The following is a 22,319-nucleotide window of genomic DNA, read 5'->3' as shown; positions in this document are numbered from 1 at the left end:
CGCGGCGCGGGATTTGGCCATGGGGCAGGGAGCAAACAGGGTTTGCGCATCTGCCTGGCCATCCTCATGTATAATAGCCGCTCTGCGGCTATTATACCACAAAACCCGAAAATAGAAAGCGGGCGATTGTTTTCTCTGTGCCGATGCCCTACAATGGAGGAAAGGAGAGGGGGAGATCGCTGTGAGCGAGAGAGAAATTTGCATTGTCGGTGCGGGGCGGCACGCCCAGGCCAACATCTACCCGTCCATTTTGCTGGCGGGGGGAGAGGTGGCGGCGGTGGCCACCCACAGCGCCGAGGGCTCCCGCCGGGCCTTGGAGCGGTGGGGATTTCCGGGGGGCCGGGCCTACGGCGACTACCGGGAGATGCTCGCCCGGGAGGGGTGTTCGCGGGTGGCGGTCATCACCCAGGGGGAGAGCGCCCCGGCCATTGTCCGCGACTGCCTGCAGGCGGGCAGGTCGGTGCTGGTGGAAAAGCCCCTGGGCTTTGGCGAGGAGGAGGCCCGCCAGATCGAGGCCGCGAGGCGGGGAGACCGGCAGCTGATGGTGGCCTTTATGAAGCGCTATGCCCCGGTCTACCGCCGGCTGAAAGACTGCCTCGCGCGGGGGGAGCTGGGCGGCCCCCGTTCGGTACAGGCGGCCTTTGCGGTGGACGCCTCGGCCTTTTGCAGGACCGATCGCGACTTCTTCTTCGCCGTGGCCATCCACTATCTGGACCTGCTGCGCTACCTGATGGGGGAGGTGGAGTCGGTCTCCGCCTATCGCTCGGGCGGGAAGGGGAGCTCCTACGCCCTGGCGCTCCGCTTTGCCAGCGGCGCGGTGGGGAGCCTCTCCCTGGAAAACCGGAGCGCCTGGACCCGGGAGACGGAGTGGGTCTGCGTCACCTGTGAAGAGGGGTTTGTGGCGGCCAGGGACCTCTGCGAACTGCGGCTTCACCGCAGCGCCGCCTCCCCCCGCCCCTGGGCGGATGTGAGCGAGGGGGACTGCCTCTGGACCCCCAATATGGGCCCGGCCTCGGGGACCGAGAGAGACCTCTGGCTGCGGGGATTTGCCGGGGAGATAGAGCACTTTTTTCACTGCTGCGAGACGGGGGAGGAGCCCCTCACCAGCGGCCGGGACAACATCCTGACCGCCCGGCTCTGCGAGCAGGCGCTGGCCGCCCTGGAGGGCTGACAAGAGAGAGGGCCGCGGGGGGCGATTCCCCGGCGGCCCTCTTTTTTGGCGGCGCGCTAACAGCCGGACGAGGGGGTGAAGACGGTGGCGATCTCCCGCGGGCAGCTGGGCGGGGAGTAGTAAAAGGCGTCGATGTGGTCGCCCTCCCAGTAGTAGCGCAGGGGCGGCCGGGACTGGCGGCCGGACCCGGCGGGGAAGTCGTCGATGATGATGAGTTTGATCTTCATCTTCTCCGGCAGGATGCTCTTGATGTAGACCGAGACCGTGTCCCCGGGGTGGACGCCCTCCCGCACCTCCGCCAACCCCGCCAAATTGGGCAGCAGCTCGATGAAGATGCCGTAGCTCTCCACCGAGCGCACCACCCCCGGCACCGTGTCCCCCGGGGAGAAGGAGGCGGCGTTTTCCAGCCAGGTGCCCAGCAGCTCTTTGTGGGTGAGGGTGATCCGCCCCAGGCCGTCCCGCCCGGAGACCACCGCCCGCAGCCGCTGGCCGGGGGCAAAGCGGTCGCGGGGGTGGGCGATGCGGGAAACCGAGATGCAGTCGATGGGGAGGAGGGAGACGATGCCGCAGCCGATGTCCACAAAGACGCCGAAGGGCTCGAAATGGGTGATGGCCGCGTCGATGATGTCCCCCGGGGCGAGGCGGTCCAGGTAGTCGAGCTGGCAGGCCTCCTGCACCAGCCGGCGGGAGAGGTCGGCCACCGGCCGGCCGTCGGCCCCCTCATGCAGCCCGGTGACGCAAAAGCAGACCGGCTTGTTGACCTTGGAGATGACCGAAATCTCCCGCACCTTCCCCAAATCGGCGCCGACGGCGCTCTCGCGAAAGGGCAGCACCCCCATGGCGGCCCCCAGATCTATGTAGAGGTTGTAGCTGTTGTCGCATTTTTGGGCAATGCCTTCCAGCACGGCCCCCGACGCGATGGCTTCGGAAATGTTGGCAGTGCAGTCAAAGTGGGCAGGCTGCCTGCCCGAGGGCATGCCTTCCGGTGCATAACAATTCAACGTGAAACCCTCCTTTTTTCTTACTGTATCAGTATATGAGCGCCCGGGCGGCAAATATGCGCCGGGGGAGAGGCGCCTTTCCCGCCCAATTTGCTGGAAAGGGCGATAAAGATTGCCAAAACGGGGAAAACCCTTTATAATAGGGAAGGCAATTTGGCCTTTTTGTCCCGCGGCGGCAAAAGGGCTTTTCGGCTGTTATCTGATTTGGGAAAGGGCGTGTGGCGAGAGATGGACATTCGGGTCGGAGACAGGTTGCAGATGAAGAAAAAGCACCCCTGCGGCTCTTTCGAGTTTGTTGTGCTGCGCGCGGGGATGGACTTTAAAATCCAGTGCACCGGCTGCGGCCGGGTGGTGGAACTGCCCCGCTCCAAGTGCGAAAAGAACATCAAGAAGCTCTTCCCCCTGCCGCGGGAAGAGGGAGCGCCGGGGGGATTGTAGCGGCGGCACTCTAACAGGCTATGTTCCTGCACAGGCAAAAATACAAAACAGAGAGTTGGAGAAGAAGAGATATGGCAGATATGTTTGACCGGCTGCGCTCGGCGGAAGAGCGCTTTGAGCAGCTCAACGAGCTGCTGATGGACCCGGCGGTGGTCACCGACCAGAACCGCTACCGGGACCTGATGAAGGAGCACAAACAGCTGACCCCCATTGTGGAGAAGTACCGCGAGCACATGGCCGCCCGGCAGGAGCGCGACGAGGCCAAGGCCATGCTCGACGAGGGGGGGCTGGACAAGGACTTTAAAGAGATGGTTCTCGAACAGCTGGACGAGAGCGGCAAAAAGCTGGAGCAGACCTCGGAAGAACTGCGCATCCTGCTGCTGCCCCAGGACCCCAACGACGACAAGAACGTCATCATTGAAATCCGCGGCGGCGCCGGCGGCGACGAGGCGGCCCTCTTTGCCAACACCCTCTACCGGATGTACAGCATGTACGCCGAGCAGAAGGGCTGGAAGAGCGAGATCATGTACGCCAGTGAGACCGAGCTGGGCGGCTTTAAAGAGATCAGTTTTGCCATCAACGGCGACGGGGCGTACAGCCGCCTGAAGTTTGAGAGCGGGGTACACCGGGTGCAGCGGGTGCCCGAGACCGAGGCCGCCGGCCGCATCCACACCTCGACGGTGACGGTGGCGGTGCTGCCAGAGGCCGAAGAGGTGGACGTGGACATCAACCCCACCGACCTGCAGATCGACACCTACCGCTCCGGCGGGGCCGGCGGCCAGCACGTCAACAAGACCGAGTCGGCCATCCGCATCACCCACCTGCCCACCGGCATTGTGGTGGAGTGCCAGGACGAGCGCAGCCAGTACAAAAACAAGGACAAGGCCATGAAGGTGCTGCGCTCCCGCATCCTCGAGGGGGAGATGCGCCGCCAGCAGGAGGAGATCGCCGCCGAGCGCCGCAGCCAGGTGGGCACCGGCGACCGCTCCGAGCGCATCCGCACCTACAACTACCCCCAGGGGCGGGTCACCGACCACCGCATCGGGTTGACTCTGTACAAGTTGGAGGCCATTTTAAACGGCGCGCTGGACGAGATCATTGACGCCCTGATCACCGCTGACCAGGCGGAGAAGCTCAAGGCGCAGGATTAGGGGTGAGTGAGATCGACACCAAGCTGTTTGTCATAGAGGACATCGCCCGCGACGAGGACAAGCTGGCCGAGGCCGCCGCTCTGCTGCGGGCGGGGAAGGTGGTGGCCATCCCCACCGAGACGGTCTACGGCCTGGGGGCCAGCATCGACTGCGACGAGGCCATCAAAAACGTCTTTTTGGCCAAGGGCCGCCCCCAGGACAACCCCCTCATCGTCCACGTGGACCGGGTGGAGATGGCGAAGGAGCTCTACGCCCACTTCCCGCCGGAGGCGCAGGCCCTCACCGACGCCTTCTGGCCGGGGCCGCTGACGATCATCCTCCCCAAGGCAGAGCGGGTCTCCTCCACTGTGTCGGGGGGACTTGACACGGTGGCCGTCCGCATGCCCTCCGACCCGATCGCCCACCGGCTCATCGAGCTGGCGGGGGTGCCCATCGCCGCCCCCTCGGCCAACCTGTCGGGCTACCCCAGCCCCACCACCGCCCGCCATGTGCAGCGGGATTTGATGGGCAAGATCGACGGTATCGTCTGCGGGCCCGACTGCCAGGTGGGGGTGGAGTCCACCGTGATCTCCCTGGCCGGTTCCGTGCCGGAACTGCTGCGCCCCGGCGCGGTGACCCTGGAACAGCTGCGGGGGGTGCTGGGCCGCTGCGAGGCGTCCCCGGCCATCCTCCACATGCTGCGAGAGGGGGAGGTGGCGGCCTCCCCGGGGATGAAGTACAAGCACTATTCCCCCAAGGCGAACGTGGTGATTTTGAAGGGGGATCTTCCCGCCTACTGCGCCTACCTGAAAGACCACGCCGGGCCGGGCGTCTACGCCATGTGCTTTGACGGCGAGGAGGGGGCCCTTCCGGTGCCGGCGGTCCCCTATGGACACCGGGAGTCGGACGAGGAGCAGGCCAGGCACCTCTTCGCGGTGCTGCGGGACGTTGACGACCTGGGGGCCAAGACAGTCTACGCCCGCTCCCCCAAAGAGGAGGGGGTGGCGCTGGCTGTCTACAACCGGCTGCTGCGGGCCGCCGCCTTTGAGGTGATCGACCTTGGATAGGGCCCGGGTCATCGGCATCACCGGCCAGACCGGGGCAGGCAAGTCTCTCATTACCGGCTGGCTGCGGGAGGCCGGGTGTCCCGCCATCGACTGCGACGCCTTTGCCAAGGCGGTGATGGACGGGGACCCCGCCTGTGTAAAGGAGATCGGCGAGGCCTTTCCCGGCTGCGTCAAAGACGGGGCGATCGACCGCAAAAAGCTGGGGCCACTGGTCTTTTCCGACCCGGAAAAGCTGGCCGTCCTCAACGGGGTCGTCAACCCCCGCATCCTGCGGGCCCTGCGGGAGACCATCGACGGCTGGCCCGAAGGGGAGATGCCCCTGATCGTGGACGGGGCGACCCTCATCGAGACGGGGGCCGCCGATCTCTGCGGCTTTTTGGTGGCCGTCACCTGCAGCGCCGCCGAGCGGATAAAGCGGATCGTCGCGAGGGACAATATATCGGAAAACCAGGCCAGAGACCGGGTGGCGAGCCAGCGGGAGGACCGCTTCTACGCCGCCCGTGCAGATTGGGTGATTGACAACAGCGCGGGTCCCCAGGCGGCCAGAGAGGCGGCAGGGGAGGCGCTGCGCAGATGGAAGGAGCGATTGTGATGAACGAGCTGTCCCAGGGCCAGGAGCTGGCCAAACAGCTTTTGATGGACGACAGGAGTGGCGCGGAGAAGGTGGGGGCGGAGGAGATCTACCAGGCCGACCTGTTCTGCGAAAACTACAAGCAGTTTCTCGACTGCGGCAAGACCGAGCGGGAGGTGGCCGCCCAGGTCACCGCCATGTTACAGCAAAACGGCTACCGCCCCTTTGTGCCCCAGACGGCCTACCAGCCGGGGGACAAGGTGTTTCTCAACAACCGGGGCAAGGCCATCATCGCCTGCACCATCGGCCGCCAGCCGGTGAGCGCGGGGGTGCACATCGCCGCCGCCCACATCGACTCCCCCCGGCTGGACCTGAAGCAGCGCCCCCTCTACGAGGAGAAGGACCTGGCCCTCTTCAAGACCCACTACTACGGCGGCATCAAAAAGTACCAGTGGACCGCCATCCCCCTGGCCCTGCACGGCGTCATTGTCAAGCAGAGCGGGGAGGTGGTGCCGGTCTGCGTGGGCGAGTCGGCCGACGACCCGGTGTTCTGTGTCACCGACCTGCTGCCCCACCTGGCCGCCGAGCAGATGAAGCGCACCCTGAACGACGGCATCAAGGGGGAAGAGCTGAACGTCCTCATCGGCAGCCGCCCCTTCTTGGACGACAAGGTGTCCGAGAAGGTGAAGCTGAACATCATGCAGATTTTGGCCCAGAAGTACGGCGTTACCGAGCGGGACTTCCTCTCGGCCGAATTGGAGATGGTGCCCGCCTTCAAGGCGCAGGACGTGGGCTTTGACCGCAGCATGATCGGCGCTTACGGCCACGACGACCGGGTCTGCGCCTACACCGCCCTCATGGCCGAACTGGCCGCCCAGTCCCCCGAGTACACCACCGTCACCATCCTGGCGGACAAGGAGGAGACCGGCAGCGACGGCAACACCGGCCTGAACTCCTCCTACCTGAAATACTTCGTGGCCGACCTGGCGGCCTGCTTCGGCGCCAACGGGCGGGACGTCCTCTCCCATTCCCGCTGCCTCTCGGCCGACGTGAACGCGGCCTACGACCCCACCTTCCCCGACGTGACCGAGCCGATGAACACCGCCTACCTCAACCGGGGGGTGGTGGTCACCAAGTTCACCGGTTCCCGCGGCAAGGGCGGCACCTCCGATGCGTCGGCCGAGTATGTGGGCTATGTGCGGCGGATGCTGGAGCAGGAGAACGTGCTCTGGCAGACCGGCGAATTGGGCAAGGTCGACGCCGGCGGCGGCGGGACGGTGGCCCTCTACATCGCCAACCTCAATGTGGACGTCATCGACGTGGGGGTGCCGGTGCTCTCGATGCACGCGCCCTTTGAGGTGGTGTCCAAGCTGGACGTCTACATGGCCTACCGGGCCTTCCGGGCGTTTTACAAGTAAGCGGTTTTGTCTCCCTGAGGGGGAGTTGCCAGAGAGCGGGGGTTTATTTGCCCCCGCTTTTTGGAGGCATGGGCGGGCGGACTCCCAGCGGCGGCTCTGCCGCCGGCCTGTGCCGCGACAACAAGAGGAGGAATTTGACCCTTGAAAAAGAAAAAGAGCATCGCCCTGCTATTTGCCCTGTACGCCGTGCAGGTGACCCTTTCCAACTTTATCCACCCCATCACCCCCACCCTGTTTAAGGATTTGGGGTTCCCCGACTATATGTTCGGGGTGGCCTTTGCCGCCATGAGTTTTTCCAATTTTCTCTTCTGCCCCATCTGGGGGGTGGTGGGCGACAAGATCGGCCACCTGAAGATGTTTGGCATCACCGCCTTTGGCTACGGGCTGGGCCAGCTCTTTTTCGGCCTTGCCACCACCCCGGCCATGACCCTGTTGGCGCGGTTTTTCGGCGGGGCGTTTGCCGGCGGCTTTATGGTGGCCATCATGGCCTATTTGACCAACAACAGCGAGCCGGAAAAGCTGGCCTCCCGGATGAGCTACCTGGCGGCCCTCACCTCGGTCTTTACCGCCATCGGCTATCTGCTGGGCGGGGTGATCGGCGAGCGCTCGGTCTTTTGGGATTTTGCCCTGCAGGTGGGCGGCATCACCCTGGTGGCTGTCTTAATGCCCCTGCTGGTGGCCGAAGAGCTGCCTGAGACGTCGCCAAACACCCCCAAACAGAACCTCAACCCCCTCAAGGCATTCATCTCCATGGGGAAGGGGATGTCCGCCCCGCTGGGGCTGTTTTTGGCGGCGGTCTTCTTTGCCAACTTTGCCACCATCGACTACGACAATGCCTTTAACTACTACATCAAGGCGGAACTGGGCTTTCCCCCCTCCTACAACGGCATCATCAAGGCGGCCATCGGCATCATCGGCCTGCTCATCAACCTGACGGTGAACGTCTGGCTGGCGAGAAAGACCGATATGCGCCGCAGCATCGTCCCGGTCTTCGGGCTCTGCACGGTGACCCTGGTGGCCGTCTGCCTGGTGCCGGGGACCGCCCCCTTCATCGCCGCCAATGTGATTTTCTACCTCTTTAACGTGATGTACATCCCCATGCAGCAGACCCTGGTCACCAGCGATACCACCACCGGAAAGACCAGCGGCGAACTCTCGGGCATCTTCAACGCCGTCAAGGCGGTGGGGATGATCGGCGGCTCCCTCTTTGCAGGGCTCATCTACACCGCCGGCGCCAAGCTGCCCTTCTGGTTCGGCGCTCTCTCCTTCGGATTGGCGGCGGTGACCAGCGTTTTCAGCTTCCGCGCCTATCAGAAAAAGGGGCTTTTGCAGGGGGAGAAAGCGCCCTCCTCCATCGGGAAAAATTGAGTGAAATTTTTTGCAAAAAGGTGTTGACACACCCAATTTCCATTTGCTATAATAGCTACTGCCGGGTCAAACCGGCAGAGCATCTGGGGCATTAGCGCAGCTGGGAGCGCGCCACACTGGCAGTGTGGAGGTCAGGAGTTCGATTCTCCTATGCTCCACCAGAGGGAAACCGCATAACAAAGCGATTTGTTGTGCGGTTTTTGTTTTTGGGTATCTCTTTTTTATCCCTTCTGGAAAGGGGCGGAGGAGGGCGAGCGCTCTCGCACAAAAAGGCAAAAAAGTAGTTGACAGAAATCACTTGGTTTGATATACTATAAAAGTCGAAAAAAACAGTAGACATCTGGGGCATTAGCGCAGCTGGGAGCGCGCCACACTGGCAGTGTGGAGGTCAGGAGTTCGATCCTCCTATGCTCCACCAGAAAAAATGGCTTGGCAACATCGGTTGCCGGGCCATTTTGCTTTTTAGGCAAAAAGACAGGGCGCGCCAGGCGGTGCGCCCTGTCTTTTCCGTTCTTCTGTCCCTTTATTGCCGGCCGCTTTCTTTCGCTTGCCGCTTGCGGTTGCCGTATACAAAGGAGAGCAGGTCTCCCTCTGTCTCCTCATCTGGGTCGCACCCGTGAGCGCGGCGGTAGCGCTCGAGGGTGTCGGCCGGGTCGGTGCTTTCGCCCGCCAGTTCGCCGAGGGAGATGAGCCGCTGGGAATAGGCGGCAAATTCGTCGGCATTCTGCACCTCCCAGTGGGAGTTGACGTAGAAGCGGCAGGGCAGGTCTTTGATCTTGTCGATCCGGGCGCGGTAGTCGGCCAGGTCATAGCTCCACGCCCCGTGAAACATCTCCTGGCAGAGGCCGTCGCCGAGAAAGAGGACCCCCTCTTGGGGACAGTAGACGGCGGTGCTGTCCTCGCTGTGCTCCCCGCCCAGGTGGATCAGCTGGCAGGTGAGGCCGCCCAGTTCCACCGTCAGGGTCTCATCAAAGAGAATATCGGCCCCCTGCACGGCGATGGCGCGCTGTGCGCCAAACTCTTTTTGAATGTTTTCCGCGCAGAAGGCGATCTCCTCGCCCTGGGCGACGCGGCGCGCCAGGGCGTCGTCATCCCAGGTGTAGCCGGCCATTCGCAGAAGATGGGGCTGGGTGCGCCGGTTGGCCAGGGTGATGAGGCCCATCTCCGGCGCGCCGAACACGTGGTCCCAGTGCCAATGGGTGAGGGCCAGATAGCGCGGCGCCGCCACACCGAGGGATGAAACGCCCTGTAAAAAGGAGCGGGCGTGGGCCGGGGAGTTGCCGCTGTCCACCACTAGGGAGGCATGCTCCCCGGCGATGAGCCCCAGGGCGGGGCGGTCGGTATCGTGGTTGTGGGCCATAAAGAAGGTGTGGGGGGTGAGCTGTTGCAGCATCGTCAACGTCCTTTCTGGAAAGGGTATGGCGTCCCGCCGCAGGCGGGACGCCATACCCCGTAGGCTGTTGCCATTATAGCACAGAGGCCGCGGTCTGTCAGGGGGCGGAATCCGGTTCCAACTGGCGGACAATCAGGGTGGCCAACGTGTCGCCCGCCTGTGCTGCCGCGATGGTAAAGGCAGCCGATGAGGACAGCCGGAAGCTGGTCACCCCCTCCGCCCGGAAGAGGGCCTGCATCTGATAAGAGCCCGGCTCACCGGCGCTCTTTTCGATGCGCAGGGAGGTGCCGGGGGAGTTGACATTGTCGATTTGCAGGGTGAACCGGGTGTTCAGCGATGCGGCGCGGGGCAGGTTGAGGGTAAAGCTGAGCCAGTAGAGCCCCGGCTGAAAGAGGCGAAAGACCCCGTAGTCGGCAACCACATCGGCGGTGTGGGGCCCCTGCCCCTCGATGGGCAGCCCCCCGTACAGGCCGCTGATATGCAGCTGGTCGTTTTGATAGAAAAAGCCGTAGGCGCGGGGGGCGCAGATGCCGGTGGGGCCGGTTTCCCCCTGGGGGCCGGTGGGGCCCGGCTCTCCCTGTGGCCCGGGCATGCCTGTGGAGCCGGTGGGGCCGGGGATGCCCTGGGGCCCCTGTGTGCCGGTGGGCCCTCGGTCGCCCATGGGGCCGGTTGCGCCGGGAAGGCCGGCGGGACCAGCTTCTCCTCGGGGGCCGGTGGGTCCCGGCTCTCCCTGTGGCCCCTGGGGGCCGATTTTCCCTCGAGGGCCCATGGGGCCGGTCGGCCCTGTTGCTCCCGGGCATCCCCGCGGCCCCGTTGCTCCAGTCGGACCGGTGGGGCCGGGACAGCAGCAGAGGCGCGCCGGCGGGCAGCAGGGGGGCGGGCAGCAGTGGTGATGGTTGCACATCGAAAAAATCCCTCGCTTTCACAGGTGTTACAGGGCATCTTATGTGCCGCCGCCCGCCGAGGGTGCGGGCCGGGTAGGTAAAAAAATGCCCGGGCGGTGAGCCCGGGCAAAAAAGAGCGCGCTTGCGGGGGAGAAAAGGGGGGATCAGCGGTTTTCTTTTTCCCATGCCTTCTGCACGGCTTTGGCGACGGCGGGGGCCACCTCTTTGCAGAAGGGGCTGGGGATGATGTTCTCCTCCCCCCGCTCTCCTTCGGGGACCAGGGAGGCGATGGCAAAGGCGGCGGCCACCTTCATCCCCTCGGTGATGCGGGCGGCGCGGGCGTCCAGCGCGCCCCGGAAGAGGCCGGGGAAGGCCAGCACGTTGTTGATCTGGTTGGGGTAGTCGCTGCGGCCGGTGCCCACGATTCGCGCCCCGCCGGCCTTGGCCTCGTCGGGGGTGATCTCGGGGTTGGGGTTGGCCATGGGGAAGACGATGGCGTCTTTGGCCATGGAGGCCACCATCTCCCGGCTGACGACGCCGGGGGCGGAGACCCCCACAAAGACGTCGGCCCCCTTTAGGGCGTCGGCCAGGGTGCCGCTCAAGCAATCCTCATTGGTCAGCTGGGCCAGCGCCAACATGCTGGGATTGAGTTTCTCCGGCTCCTGCCGGTTGAGGATACCGAAGCGGTCGCAGACGGTCAGGTGGCGGATGCCGATGTCCATCAGCATCCGGGAGATGGCGGTGCCGGCGGCCCCCGCGCCGTTGACCACCACCCTGACCTCGCCCAGTTCCTTCCCCACCACCTTCAGGGCGTTGATGAGGGCCGAGCAGACGACGATGGCGGTGCCGTGCTGGTCGTCGTGGAAGACGGGGATGCCCAACTCCTCCTGCAGCCGCTTTTCGATGGCAAAGCAGCGGGGGGCGGCAATGTCCTCCAGGTTGATGCCGCCCAGGGTGGGGGCGATGTGGCGGACTGTCTCCACGATCACGTCGTCGTCCTGGCTGTCAATGCAGATGGGGATGGCGTCGACGCCGGCGAATTCCTTGAAGAGGGCGCACTTCCCCTCCATCACCGGGATGGCGGCGGCCGCGCCGATGTTGCCCAGCCCCAAAACGGCCGAGCCGTCGGTGACCACGGCCACAAAGTTGCCCTTGCTGGTGTAGCGGTAGACGTTTTCCGGGTTCTTGTGGATCTCGATGCAGGGCTGGGCGACGCCGGGGGTGTAGGCGATGCTCAAATCGTCCTTGTTCTCGATCTTCATCTTGGACACCACCGACAGCTTGCCCCCGCATCTCTCGTGGGCCTTCAGCGACTCCTCAAAGTAATTCACCGCTTGTCTCCTCCTCTGTATGCGCCCCAAAAGCGGGGCGGATCGTTTTCTTTTTCAAGTATACCGCACCTCTGCGCAGGGCGCACCCTCTTTTCCATCAGTCCCCGGGGGTGGTCATGGAGAGGGGGTCGAGCAGCTCTTCCAGGGACTTTTCGTCCAGCAGGTGCTCCTCCACGGCCAGTTTGCGCACCGGCTGGTGGACCTTGAGGGCCTCTTTGGCGAGGCTGGCGGCCCGCTGGTAGCCGATGGCGGGGCAGAGGGCGGTGACGATGCCCACGCTCTCCTCCACCAGTTGGCGGCAGCGGTCCCGGTTGGCGGTGATGCCGCTGACGCAGTTGTCGGTGAAGGTGCGCACGGCCTCCCGCAGGGAATCCAACTCCAAAAAGAGGGTGAAGAAGACCACCGGCTCAAAGGCGTTGAGCTCCAGCTGGCCGGCCTCTGCGGCCATGGTGATGGTGCCGTCCCCCCCGGCGATGAGGAAGGCCACCTGGGTCACCACCTCGGGGATGACCGGGTTGACCTTTCCCGGCATGATGGAGGAGCCGTTCTGCTTGGCGGGGAGGGAGATCTCCCCCAGCCCGGTGCAGGGCCCGCTGGAGAGGAGGCGCAGGTCATTTGCCATCTTCGAGAGGGTGACGGCGCAGGCCTTGAGGGCCCCCGAGACGGCCACGAAGCAGTCGATGTTCTGGGTGCCGTCGATCAGGTCCTCCGCCTGGGTCAGGCGCAGGCCGCTGACCTCTGCCAGGGTGGGGACGATGTGCTCGCGGTAGTGGCGGGTGGTGTTGACGGCGGTGCCGATGGCGGTGGCGGCCATGTTGATGGTCTCCAGCTCCGCCTCGGCCTGGCGCAGCCGGGCGGCCGCCCGCTCCACCGCGCTGGCGTAGGCCCCAAAGGACTGGCCCAGGCGGATGGGAACCGCGTCCTGCAGCTGGGTGCGGCCCATCTTCACCACGCCGTCGTACTCCCTCGCCTTTCCCCGCAGGGTGGCGGCCAGCCGGTCGAGTTCGCCCAGCACCTCGGGCAGCAGGGCGAGGGCGGTCATCTTGCCGGCGGTGGGGTAGACGTCGTTGGTGGACTGGGCCATGTTGACGTGGTCGTTGGGGTGGACCACCGAGTAGTCGCCCTTGGTCCCGCCCAACAGCTCGATGGCCCGGTTGGCGATGACCTCGTTGGCGTTCATGTTGGCGGAGGTGCCGGCGCCGCCCTGGATGGGGTCGACGATGAAGCTGTCCATCAGCCGGTCGGCCAACACGTCGTCACAGGCGCGGCAGATGGCGTCGCAGCGGCGCTGGTCCAGCTTGCCTGCGGCGCAGTTGGTCAGGGCGGCGGCCTTTTTGATCTGCGCCAGGCTGTAAATAAAGCGGGTGTGCATCCGCTGGCCGGTGATGGGGAAGTTTTGGCTGGCCCGCAGGGACTGCACGCCGTAGTAGGCGTCGGCAGGCACCTGCAGGGTGCCGATGGAGTCGGATTCGGTGCGGGTATTCATAAGGGCTTCCTCCTTATAAAAGACGGCGGGCGGCGCGTGGCGGCCCGCTTCGGCCTCGCTGCTGGGGGTCTCTGCCCCCGCGCTTCGCCTTCAGTATACGGCGGGGCCGGGCGGGGGTAAAGGGTTTGCAGGCAATGGAAAACAAAGCCATTAAAAAGGGGAGGGTGGCGAAAAAAAGAAAAGGCAAAGGGGGCTTTGACCTTTTTTTCTTCACCATTGTGAAGGAGTTGTCAGCCGCCGCTTTTTTCCCTTGCCAAAGGGCGGGGAAGGCCGGTATAATAAGAGAGAAAAATCCCCCTTCCGCGGCTGGAAGGGGACAGATGGGGGAGGCGAGAGCGGTGGACACCATTGACAGACAGATCTTGGAAATTCTGGAGAGGGATGCCCGCACCCCCCTCAAAAAGATCGCGGCGGCGGTCTTTCTCTCCCCGCCGGCGGTGTCGGCCCGCATCGAGCGGATGGAGCAGCGGGGGGTCATCACCGGTTACCGGGCGCTGCTGGATCCCCAGCGGCTGGGCTACGCCATCACCGCCCTCATCAACATTGCCATCCTCCCCAAGCACCAGCCCGCCTTTGCCCAGTTTGTCAAGGGCTGTTCCAATGTGACCGAGTGCTATCACGTGGCGGGAACCTATTCCATGCTCCTCAAGGCCTGCTTTGCCACCACCGGTCAGGTGGATTCCTTTGTCGAGTCGCTGCAGCGCTACGGCAAAACCCAGACCCAGATCGTCCTCTCCACCGTGGTGGAGCCGCGGGAGGTAGAACCCCTTTTATAGAGGGAGGATTTTTTGCGCAAAAGGGAAAAAAGGGCTTGCATTTTTATCTCACTGTGATATAATATTTCTTGCAGTCGCGGTGCTGCCGGGTTGCTTCCCGTGCTTTGCCGCCTTTCAATTTCATTTGGGGGCATAGCTCAGTTGGTAGAGCGATACGTTCGCAACGTATAGGTCATGGGTTCGATTCCCACTGTCTCCACCACGCGGATCAGCCGCAATTTGCCGCTTGATTCCCTTACAAAAAAATATGGAGGCGTAGCTCAGCTGGTTAGAGTGTTCGGTTCACATCCGAAAGGTCGTGGGTTCGAGTCCCTCCGTCTCCACCATTTTTGTACAGTCCGTTTCGACGGGCTGTTTTTTTCTGTCCATTTTCTATTTGGCCCCCGCGCCTTGAGCGCGGGGGCATTTTTGTGGAGCGGGCTTTGCTGTGTTGGCGGAAGCTGCCCAGAAAAGGGGAGGGCATCGTTCCCCGATGTGGGCGGAGAGGGGGAAGCTGCTTTCGGACAGGCGAGCCGCCATCTGTGGAAGGGCCGGCACAGCCTCTCCCGCAGCGGGAGGGGGAAGGGAGAGAGGGGGCCGGTGCCTTTTGGTGGGTTGGAATCACCCGCAGCCCTTTGCTGCGGATGGGCAGGGCCTGGCCACCCCGGTTGCCAAACGGTATTTTGGTGCGTTTTTGCGGGGGAGGTCTCTGTTCGCCGAGCGGGGGAATGCGCGGTACTTGCCGCGGTGCAGCCAGATATGCAGGGGAAAAGACGGCGTCTTGCCAGAGAAATCTGCACAAAACAGGCGCCGTGAAAGATGGCACATCAGACAAAACGGCGAAAATGACCAATCGTCAGTTTGTGAGGTTGACTTTTGGTCACTTCTTGCATAGAATAGCAATTGTAAAAGAAATGACCAATCGTCATTTTTGAGTTGGCGGCAGAAAGAGAGGCGAGAGAAGTGCTGGTAGACAAGATCCAGGACAAGAAAAAGCAGAAAAAAGAGAGGTTGGAGCAGGCGGCTTACGACCTGTTCAGCGAGCAGGGGTTCAGCGAGACCTCCATCGACCAGGTCGCCCGCCGGGCGGGGGTCGCCAAGGGGACGTTTTACCTCTATTTTCCCGACAAGGAAGTTTTGCTCAACCAGGTGATCTTCAAGTGCAGCAGCCGGATTTTTAAAGAGGCGATGCAGGAGAGCCGTTTCAAGCAGCTTGACGACTGGGTGGAGCGGGTGATCCTCCTCATCGACTACGTCATCGAGCTGTTTAAAGAGCGCCCGGGCGACTTGAAGGTCATCAACAAAAACCTCTCCTGGAGCATGGTGGGAGACCAGGTGGAAAAGGGCGGCAGCGAGGGGGTCGACCGGGAATTTTCCGAACTTTTAAACTACTACCTAGAGCAGTTGGAGGGCCGCGGATACGACCGCAAGGCCGCTTTTCAGCTGATCTTTATGGTGGTCGAACTGGTGGGGGCCGTCTGCTATTCCTCCCTTGTTCTGGGTCAGCTGGGACCGATCGACGAACTCAAACCCATGCTCTTTGAGACGGTCCGGAAGATGATTGGAAACTAAATTTTGCAATTGGGGATGAAAGTATGAAGGAGAAAGCGGCGCGCTTTGTCGTCAAAAAGCGAATTGCCATTTTGATCCTGGCCGTGGCCCTGCTCATTCCGTCGGCCATCGGCTTTGTCAAGACCTTTGTCAACTACGACATACTCACCTACCTCCCGGCCGACCTGGACTCGATGATCGGCCAGAAGATGCTGGAGGACGACTTTCACATGGCCTCCACCGCCATGCTGGTGGTGGACGGGATGGAGGACTACCAGGTGTCCCAACTCAAGGAGAAGGTGGCGGCGGTCCCGGGGGTGCGCCAGGTGCTCTGGGCCGACGACATCTTCGACAACGGGGTGCCCCGGGAGATGCTGCCGGAGGACGTGAAGAGCGTCTTTTACAGCGACAGCGGCACCATGATGATCATCAGCTTTGAAGACCCCATGGCCGCGGAGGGGACCCTGAAGGCCATTGAGCAGATCAAGTCGGTGACCGGGGAGCAGTGCTTTTTGGGCGGAATGGCCGCCATTGTACAGGACACCAAGGCTCTGGCCGACCAGGAGACCCCCCTCTATGTTCTGGTGGCGGTGCTCTTGTGCATGGCGGTTCTCTGGCTGGGGCTGGAATCCACCGTGGTGCCCTTTATCTTCCTGCTGGGCATCCTCTTTCCCATCCTCTACAACTTTGGCACCAACATCTTTTTGGGGCAGATCTCCTATATCACCAAGGCCCTGGCGGCGGTGCTTCAGCTGGGGGTGACCATGGACTTCTCCATCTTCCTCCTCCACCGCTTTGAAGAGGAGAAACAGCGCTGTCCCGACAAGGAGGAGGCCATGGTCAAGGCCATCAGCGCCACCCTCACCTCCATCGCGGGCAGCTCTGTCACCACCATCGCCGGCTTTCTGGCGCTGTGCACCATGCGCCTGACCTTGGGGCGGGACATCGGCATTGTCATGGCCAAGGGGGTGTTGCTGGGGGTCATCTGCACCGTCACCGTCCTGCCCGCCCTCATCCTCTTTTTCGACAGGGCGATCGACAGGCACACCCACCCGGTGCTCATCCACGAACTGGAGCGGGTGCCCGCTTTTATCTGCAAGCACTACAAGGGCATTTTGGTGGCTTTCGTGGCCCTCTTTATCCCCTTTGCCATCGCCCAGGCCAACACCGATCAGTATTACGCCCTGGATGAGACCCTGCCCAAGGACCTGCCCTCCATTGTGGGCACCAACAAGCTCAAAAACGACTTCAACATGACCACCACCCACTTTGTGTTGGTGGACGACCAGCTGGACAGCTACCGCCTCAAGGAGATCAGCGACCGCATCGAAGAGCTCGACGGGGTGGATCTGGTCATCTCCTACGACAAGTATGTGGGGGGGCGGATCCCCGATGACGTCATCCCCGACGAACTGCGCGACCAGATCGATGCCGGGGGCAAGAAGCTGATGATGGTCAACTCGGTCTACAAGGCCGCCAGCGACGAGGAAAACCGCCAGATCGACCGGATCAACGAGATCGTCAAGGCCTACGACCCCACCGCCGTGGTGGCGGGGGAGGGGGCCATGACCAAAGACCTCATCGAGGTGGCGGCGGTGGACTTTAAAAATGTCAACATCGCCTCCATCGCGGCCATCTTCCTCATCATCGCCGTCTGTTTCCGCTCGGCGAGCATCCCCTTTTTGCTGGTGCTGGCCATTGAGTTTGCCATCTCCATCAACATGGGCATCCCCTTCTTCACCGGGACCACCCTTCCCTTTGTGGCGGGGATCGTCATCGGCACCATCCAGCTGGGGGCCACGGTGGACTATGCCATCCTCACCACCACCCGCTTTCGCGAAGAACTGCAGGCGGGGCGGGAGAAGATGGACGCCATCCGCGTCACGGTGCAGAAGTGTTCGCCCTCGATCATCACCAGCGGCTTGAGCTTTTTTGCCGCCAACATCGGCGTGGCCATCATCTCCAAGATGGACCTCATCAAGAGCCTCTGCGGGCTGATGGCCCGCGGCGCCATCATCAGCATGCTCTCCATCATCTTCGTGCTGCCGGCCCTCCTCATCCTCTGCGAGCCGCTGATCGCCAAGACGACCATCGGCTGGAGAAAGGCCGCCAAACTGCTGAAAGGGCGCAAAAAAGAGCCCGAATACCAGGAATTGTAGTGGGAGGAATCACGGTATGAAAACGTCTCATGTGCTGAAAAAATCCGCCTGTATCGCCCTTTCGGCGGCGCTGCTGCTGCCCGCTGTTCCCGCCTATGCCGCCGACGGCACCGCCAAGGACGAGACGGTCTACGTCTTTTTAAACCCCGACGGCACCGTCACCAGCCAGACGGTGAGCAGCTGGGTCCACAGCGACGGGGGCATCCGCTCGGTGCGGGAGTCGGTCGCCCTGCAAAACATCCGCAACGTCAAAAATGCGGCCGCCCCCCAGCTCGACGGCGATGTCCTCAGCTGGGATATGGACGGAAACGACGCCTACTACACCGGCACCAGTGACAAGACCCCGCCGGTCTCGGCCGCCATCACCTACAAGCTGGACGGAGAGGAGATCTCCCCACAGGAACTGGCCGGAAAGAGCGGCCGGGTGGAGATCACCATCTCCCTGCAAAACAACCTCTCCCGCCAGGCCACCGTGGGCGGGACGAGCAGAACCATCTACACCCCCTTCATCGTCGCCGGGGTCGCCGACTTGCCCACCGACCACTTTTCAAACGTCGCCTGCGAGGGGGGGAGCGTCCTCTCAGAGGGGCAAAACCAGCTGGTGGCCTTTGTGGCCAGCCCGGGGCTAAAGGAGAGTTTGGGGAGCAGCGCCTCCCTGGTGGAGGACACGGTGGGCTTTTCCATGCGGGACCAGTTCACCATCCAGGCCGATGCCACCGACTTTCAGCTGGGCTCCATCCTGTTGGGGGCCACCGGGGAGCTGCCCCTGGAAAAATTGAAAGAGGCGAGCTCTGCCGGCGAGGTGGGCGAGGCGCTGGACTCGCTGAAAAGCGCCACCGATCAGCTCTTCGACGGCACCTCACAGCTGGCTGACGCCACCGGTCTCTTCGCCGACAAGGTGGAGCAGTTTGACCGGGGAATTGGCGAGTTGGACAGCGGTGCTGGGGAGCTGAAGGAGGGCACCGGCCTGCTGGCGAGCGGGGTGCAGGAGTTGGGCGACAAGCTGGGCCTGGGGATGGGCCAGCTGCGCGAGGGATCCGCCCAGCTCTCTGCTGGCAGCCAGGAACTGCTGGCAGGGGTGAAGGGATACACGGTTCAAGTTGAGAGCAAGGTGGGCGAACTGGCCGAAAAGCTCGATGGGATGGGCGCCCAGCTCGACGGGGTCAAGACCCAGGTGGCCGCCGACAAGCAGGCCCTGGTCGACGGGATGACCCAGGCCGGGACCGAGGTGAAGGTCACCCTGGGGGGAGACATGACCGCCCTGGGCCAGTCCATCGGCGCATACGTGGCGGCGGTGAACGCCGACCCTGCCGCCACCCAGTCCGAAAAAGAGGCGGCGGCGCTGATGTGGCAGCAGTTTGAACAGCTGAAAACCGATCTGGAGACCCACGGCAAGACCCTGCAGTCGGTGGGCGTCGCCGCCCAGTCCCTGGGCAAGACGGTGGACGGGGTGTTTGCCACCGTGGGCAAGGAGTTCGGCGACGCCAAGACCGAGCTGGCCGCCACCCAAAAGGCCCTTGCCGAGTACGGGCAGAAGCTGCGGGAGGGGGCCAAGGGTGTCAGCGACGGCGCGGCCGCCCTGCAGGAGGGGGTTTCTGCGGGCGCTGCGGACGCCAAAGACGGAGTTGGCCAGCTGCAACAGGGGGCCGACGGCCTGAACCGGGGCGCTGCTGAGCTGCAGCAGGGGGTTCAGTCCGCCCGCTCCGCCTCCTCCCAGTTGGCCGAGGTGGCGGACACCCTGCGGGAAAAGACGGGGGAGCTCAACGAGGGGATGGAGGCCTACAAGACCACCGGCATCGACCCCATGTGCAGGGAGCTGGGAGAGCTGACCGGCGACCTGGACGAGCTGCTGGAGGTCAAGGACCTGCTCGTCGAACAGTCGGAGGCCTTTGGCAGCTATTCCGGCAGCCCGGAGGGCAGCGAGGTGCGCACCAAGTTCCTCCTCAAGACCAGCGAGATCAAGGAGAAGGAGGAGGAAAAGCCGGTGGTCCTCGCCACCGAGAACACCCAGAAAAAGGGCCTTTGGGAGCGCATCAAGGGCGTCTTTGTCAAATAGCGATCGCGGAAAAGGGCGGGCCGAGAGAGGGGCCCGCCCTTTTTTGCGCCCAAAAAGCGGAAGGTTTTGGTTGACAAAGCGGGGGGATGCGGGTATCATAAATACACAGACCGAAAGGATGGACGGCAAAATGGCGCATCTGGAACACCGCTTTTTCCGCTTTAGCAGCTTGGGCTTCTTTTTTAGCTCGGGCTTTTTTGGCGTGAATCAGGCAGTGTGTCAGACGATGCGAACCGTTTAGAAGTCCCGGTTTTTCGGGCAATTTTAAACAGGAAACGCCTCTGGCAATCTGCCGGAGGCGTTTTTGTTTGCCAAAATAGGGAGGAAGAGAGAGATGGTCGTCATCTTAAAGCAGGGGGTCGCCAAGGCCCAGATCGCGGAGTTCACCAACTGGATCCAGCAGCAGGCAGAGGTGCAGGTGAGCGCGGTGTACGGCGCGCAGACCACCATTTTGGGCTTGGTGGGGGACACCTCCGCCATCGACATCGACCTGGTCAGCTCCAAAGATGTGGTGGAGACGGTCAAGCGGGTGCAAGAGCCCTATAAAAATGCCAACCGCAAGTTCCACCCCGACGACACGGTGATCGCGGTGGCGGGGGACAAAACCATTGGCGGCGAGCAGTTCTCGGTGGTCGCCGGCCCCTGCTCGGTGGAGAGCGAGGAGCAGATCGTCGAGGTGGCGAGCCGGGTCAAGGCCGCCGGGGCCACCGCCCTGCGGGGGGGCGCTTTCAAGCCCCGCACCTCGCCCTACTCCTTCCAGGGGCTCAAGGCCGAGGGGCTGGAATTGCTGCGCCGGGCCCGGCAGGTCACCGGGCTGCCCATCGTCACCGAGATCATGAGCCTTTCGCACCTGGACCTCTTTGCCGATGTGGATGTGATCCAGGTGGGGGCCCGCAACATGCAAAACTTCGAGCTGCTCAAAGAACTGGGCCACTGCGACAAGCCCATCCTCCTCAAGCGGGGGCTGGCCAACACCATCGAGGAGCTGCTGATGAGCGCCGAGTACATCATGGCCGGGGGCAACCGCAACGTCATCCTCTGCGAGCGGGGCATCCGCACCTTTGAGAGCTATACCAGAAACACCCTCGACATCTCGGCGGTCCCCATCCTCAAGCGGGTCTCCCACCTGCCGGTGGTGGTGGATCCCAGCCACGCCACCGGTCTCACCTGGCTGGTGGAGCCCCTCTCCAAGGCCGCCATCGTGGCCGGGGCCGACGGCCTGATCATCGAGGTGCACAACGACCCCAGCCACGCCCTCTCCGACGGGGCGCAGTCCCTCACCCCCGACCAGTTTGACGGGGTGATGGGGGAGATCGGCCGCACGGTGAACTTCTGCGGCAAGACCCTGTGAAGGGGCCGGCGGAGGGCGCCCTCGACGCCCTGGCCCGGGCGGCGGCCGAAGAGAGCGGCTGTCCGGCGGCGGCCGCCCGGGAGATGGCGGCGGAGCTGTACGCCGCCCTGCTGGGCTGCTGCGGGCAGGGGGAATCCGGCGGGGGAGAGCTGGCGCGGCTGATCGCCGCCGCCCCCCAGGCCCCCCGATGGGGGGACGCGCCCCGGGTGGCCTGCCCAGGGGTGGAGGGGGCCTTTACCCACCAGGCCTGCCGCACCCTTTACCCCGGCGGCCAAGTCTCCTTCTACCCCGCGTTTGCCGATGTGTTTGAGGCGGTGGAAGAGGGGCGGGTGGACGTGGGGGTTCTGCCCATCGAAAACTCCACTGCCGGCTCGGTGCTGGACGTCTACACCCTCTTGGGGGAGCACCGATTTTTCATTGTCGACGCCACCTCCCTCCCCATCGAACACTGCCTGCTGGCCCCCCGGGGCGCGGCCTTTGACGGGGTGCGGCAGGTCTACTCCCACCCCCAGGCGCTGGGCCAGTGCCGGCACTACCTGGCGGCCCACCCCGGCTGGGAGAGCAGCCCCTTTTCCAACACGGCGGCCGCCGCCAAGTACGTGAAGGGGGAGGGGGACCGCACCAAGGCGGCCATCGCCTCCGCCCTCTGCGCCCAGCTCTACGACCTGCAGGTTTTGGAGCGGGGGATCGAGGACGCCAGCGGCAACCGCACCCGCTTTATCGCCGTGGCCAGGGAGCCGGTGATCCTGCCACAGGCGGACCGGGTCAGCATCCTGGCCGTCCTCCCCCACCGGAAGGGGTCGCTCTTTTCCTTCCTGGCCCGGTTTGCGGCCGCGGGACTCAACCTCTGCAAGATCGAGTCCCGCCCCATCCCCGGCCGGCGCTTTGAATTTGTCTTCTACCTGGACTTTGAGGGGAGCGTTCGCGGGGAGAAGACCCTGGCCCTTCTCTCCTCCCTGGAGGGGCAGGTCGAGCGGTTGGCCTTTTTGGGCAACTACCCCGACCGATAGGGCGATTTCTCCACTGCTTTGCAGAGCCGTTCCAGCCCTTTGCGGCGGGGACGGCTTTTTTTGTCAAAAGGGGGAAGTTTAGACGGAGGGCATGGGAATTTGCCGGCCAACGTGGTATAATAGTCGCAGAGCGGCTATTATACCTGGGGATGGCCAGGCAGATGCGCAAGCTGCGCTTG

Annotated in this window: 18 protein-coding genes and 4 tRNA genes; 17 read left to right on the top strand and 5 right to left on the bottom strand. The window is 63.5% G+C overall.

Features of this window, described 5'->3' with window-relative positions:
• Nucleotides 1-181 precede the first annotated feature (181 nt).
• Nucleotides 182-1,171: a Gfo/Idh/MocA family protein gene (locus tag HJY11_RS15720; RefSeq protein WP_208076392.1), complete on the top strand. Its 990-nt coding sequence runs from the start codon at nt 182-184 to the stop codon at nt 1,169-1,171.
• 56 nt (nt 1,172-1,227) lie between these two features.
• On the opposite strand, the gene HJY11_RS13100 is transcribed toward HJY11_RS15720, so the two are convergent.
• Nucleotides 1,228-2,172, bottom strand: coding sequence for a S1 RNA-binding domain-containing protein (locus tag HJY11_RS13100; RefSeq protein WP_243764544.1), 945 nt, complete (start codon nt 2,170-2,172; stop codon nt 1,228-1,230).
• 228 nt (nt 2,173-2,400) lie between these two features.
• On the opposite strand from HJY11_RS13100, the gene HJY11_RS13095 reads away from it, so the two are divergent.
• The 8 genes from HJY11_RS13095 to HJY11_RS13060 all read left to right on the top strand — a co-directional run bounded on the left by HJY11_RS13095 (nt 2,401) and on the right by HJY11_RS13060 (nt 8,582).
• Nucleotides 2,401-2,610: a DUF951 domain-containing protein gene (locus tag HJY11_RS13095; protein WP_208076391.1), complete on the top strand. Its 210-nt coding sequence runs from the start codon at nt 2,401-2,403 to the stop codon at nt 2,608-2,610.
• A gap of 80 nt (nt 2,611-2,690) precedes the next feature.
• Nucleotides 2,691-3,761 carry a peptide chain release factor 1 gene (gene prfA / locus HJY11_RS13090; RefSeq protein WP_208076395.1) on the top strand — a complete coding sequence of 357 codons (1,071 nt, stop codon included), beginning with the start codon at nt 2,691-2,693 and terminating at the stop codon, nt 3,759-3,761.
• Nucleotides 3,762-3,763: 2 nt separating this feature from the next.
• Nucleotides 3,764-4,807: an L-threonylcarbamoyladenylate synthase gene (locus HJY11_RS13085; RefSeq protein WP_368041606.1), complete on the top strand. Its 1,044-nt coding sequence runs from the start codon at nt 3,764-3,766 to the stop codon at nt 4,805-4,807.
• Nucleotides 4,800-5,399: a dephospho-CoA kinase gene (gene coaE, locus HJY11_RS13080; protein WP_208076390.1), complete on the top strand. Its 600-nt coding sequence runs from the start codon at nt 4,800-4,802 to the stop codon at nt 5,397-5,399. The genes HJY11_RS13085 and coaE overlap by 8 nt, the downstream gene beginning before the upstream one ends.
• Complete coding sequence (locus HJY11_RS13075; RefSeq protein ID WP_438820436.1) at nt 5,381-6,796, top strand: aminopeptidase; 1,416 nt, start codon at nt 5,381-5,383, stop codon at nt 6,794-6,796. The genes coaE and HJY11_RS13075 overlap by 19 nt, the downstream gene beginning before the upstream one ends.
• A 141-nt stretch (nt 6,797-6,937) precedes the next feature.
• Nucleotides 6,938-8,164 carry an MFS transporter gene (locus HJY11_RS13070; RefSeq protein ID WP_208076389.1) on the top strand — a complete coding sequence of 409 codons (1,227 nt, stop codon included), beginning with the start codon at nt 6,938-6,940 and terminating at the stop codon, nt 8,162-8,164.
• An 85-nt stretch (nt 8,165-8,249) separates the two neighbouring features.
• Nucleotides 8,250-8,325: transfer RNA gene (locus HJY11_RS13065), tRNA-Ala, on the top strand.
• 181 nt (nt 8,326-8,506) lie between these two features.
• Nucleotides 8,507-8,582 (top strand) — tRNA-Ala (locus HJY11_RS13060).
• Between the two features lie 105 nt (nt 8,583-8,687).
• On the opposite strand, the gene HJY11_RS13055 is transcribed toward HJY11_RS13060, so the two are convergent.
• From HJY11_RS13055 to HJY11_RS13040, 4 genes are all read right to left on the bottom strand, one after another.
• Complete coding sequence (locus HJY11_RS13055; protein WP_208076388.1) at nt 8,688-9,557, bottom strand: MBL fold metallo-hydrolase; 870 nt, start codon at nt 9,555-9,557, stop codon at nt 8,688-8,690.
• Between the two features lie 97 nt (nt 9,558-9,654).
• Complete coding sequence (locus HJY11_RS15715; RefSeq protein ID WP_368041604.1) at nt 9,655-10,218, bottom strand: hypothetical protein; 564 nt, start codon at nt 10,216-10,218, stop codon at nt 9,655-9,657.
• A 387-nt stretch (nt 10,219-10,605) separates the two neighbouring features.
• Nucleotides 10,606-11,772 (bottom strand): NAD(P)-dependent malic enzyme, encoded by a 1,167-nt coding sequence (locus HJY11_RS13045; protein WP_208076386.1) that lies wholly within the window; start codon nt 11,770-11,772, stop codon nt 10,606-10,608.
• Between the two features lie 97 nt (nt 11,773-11,869).
• The gene (locus tag HJY11_RS13040) at nt 11,870-13,258 is read right to left on the bottom strand and encodes an aspartate ammonia-lyase (protein WP_208076385.1); all 1,389 of its coding nucleotides are present in this window, start codon (nt 13,256-13,258) and stop codon (nt 11,870-11,872) included.
• A 338-nt stretch (nt 13,259-13,596) separates the two neighbouring features.
• Between HJY11_RS13040 and HJY11_RS13035 the strand changes: the two genes are divergently transcribed.
• The 8 genes from HJY11_RS13035 (at nt 13,597) to HJY11_RS13000 (ending at nt 22,140) form a co-directional block, all read left to right on the top strand.
• The gene (locus HJY11_RS13035) at nt 13,597-14,034 is read left to right on the top strand and encodes an Lrp/AsnC family transcriptional regulator (protein WP_021659938.1); all 438 of its coding nucleotides are present in this window, start codon (nt 13,597-13,599) and stop codon (nt 14,032-14,034) included.
• A gap of 126 nt (nt 14,035-14,160) precedes the next feature.
• Nucleotides 14,161-14,236 (top strand) — tRNA-Ala (locus HJY11_RS13030).
• A 47-nt stretch (nt 14,237-14,283) separates the two neighbouring features.
• Nucleotides 14,284-14,360 (top strand) — tRNA-Val (locus tag HJY11_RS13025).
• Between the two features lie 616 nt (nt 14,361-14,976).
• Entirely contained in the window at nt 14,977-15,585 is a 609-nt protein-coding gene (locus HJY11_RS13020) for a TetR/AcrR family transcriptional regulator (RefSeq protein WP_208076384.1), read from the top strand.
• Nucleotides 15,586-15,608: 23 nt separating this feature from the next.
• A complete protein-coding gene (locus HJY11_RS13015; protein WP_208076383.1) occupies nt 15,609-17,723 on the top strand; it encodes an efflux RND transporter permease subunit in 2,115 nt (704 codons plus the stop codon).
• A gap of 16 nt (nt 17,724-17,739) precedes the next feature.
• Entirely contained in the window at nt 17,740-19,779 is a 2,040-nt protein-coding gene (locus HJY11_RS13010) for a hypothetical protein (RefSeq protein WP_208076382.1), read from the top strand.
• A gap of 334 nt (nt 19,780-20,113) precedes the next feature.
• Nucleotides 20,114-21,130 (top strand): 3-deoxy-7-phosphoheptulonate synthase, encoded by a 1,017-nt coding sequence (aroF, locus tag HJY11_RS13005; RefSeq protein ID WP_208076381.1) that lies wholly within the window; start codon nt 20,114-20,116, stop codon nt 21,128-21,130.
• On the top strand, nt 21,127-22,140 hold the full coding sequence (locus tag HJY11_RS13000) for a prephenate dehydratase (RefSeq protein WP_208076380.1): 1,014 nt from the start codon (nt 21,127-21,129) through the stop codon (nt 22,138-22,140). The genes aroF and HJY11_RS13000 overlap by 4 nt, the downstream gene beginning before the upstream one ends.
• Nucleotides 22,141-22,319 lie beyond the last annotated feature (179 nt).

It is taken from the genome of Bittarella massiliensis (ex Durand et al. 2017) (genome assembly GCF_017566145.1).
Taxonomy (GTDB): domain Bacteria; phylum Bacillota; class Clostridia; order Oscillospirales; family Ruminococcaceae; genus Bittarella; species Bittarella massiliensis_A.
This window is presented reverse-complemented; position numbering and strand designations above follow the sequence as displayed.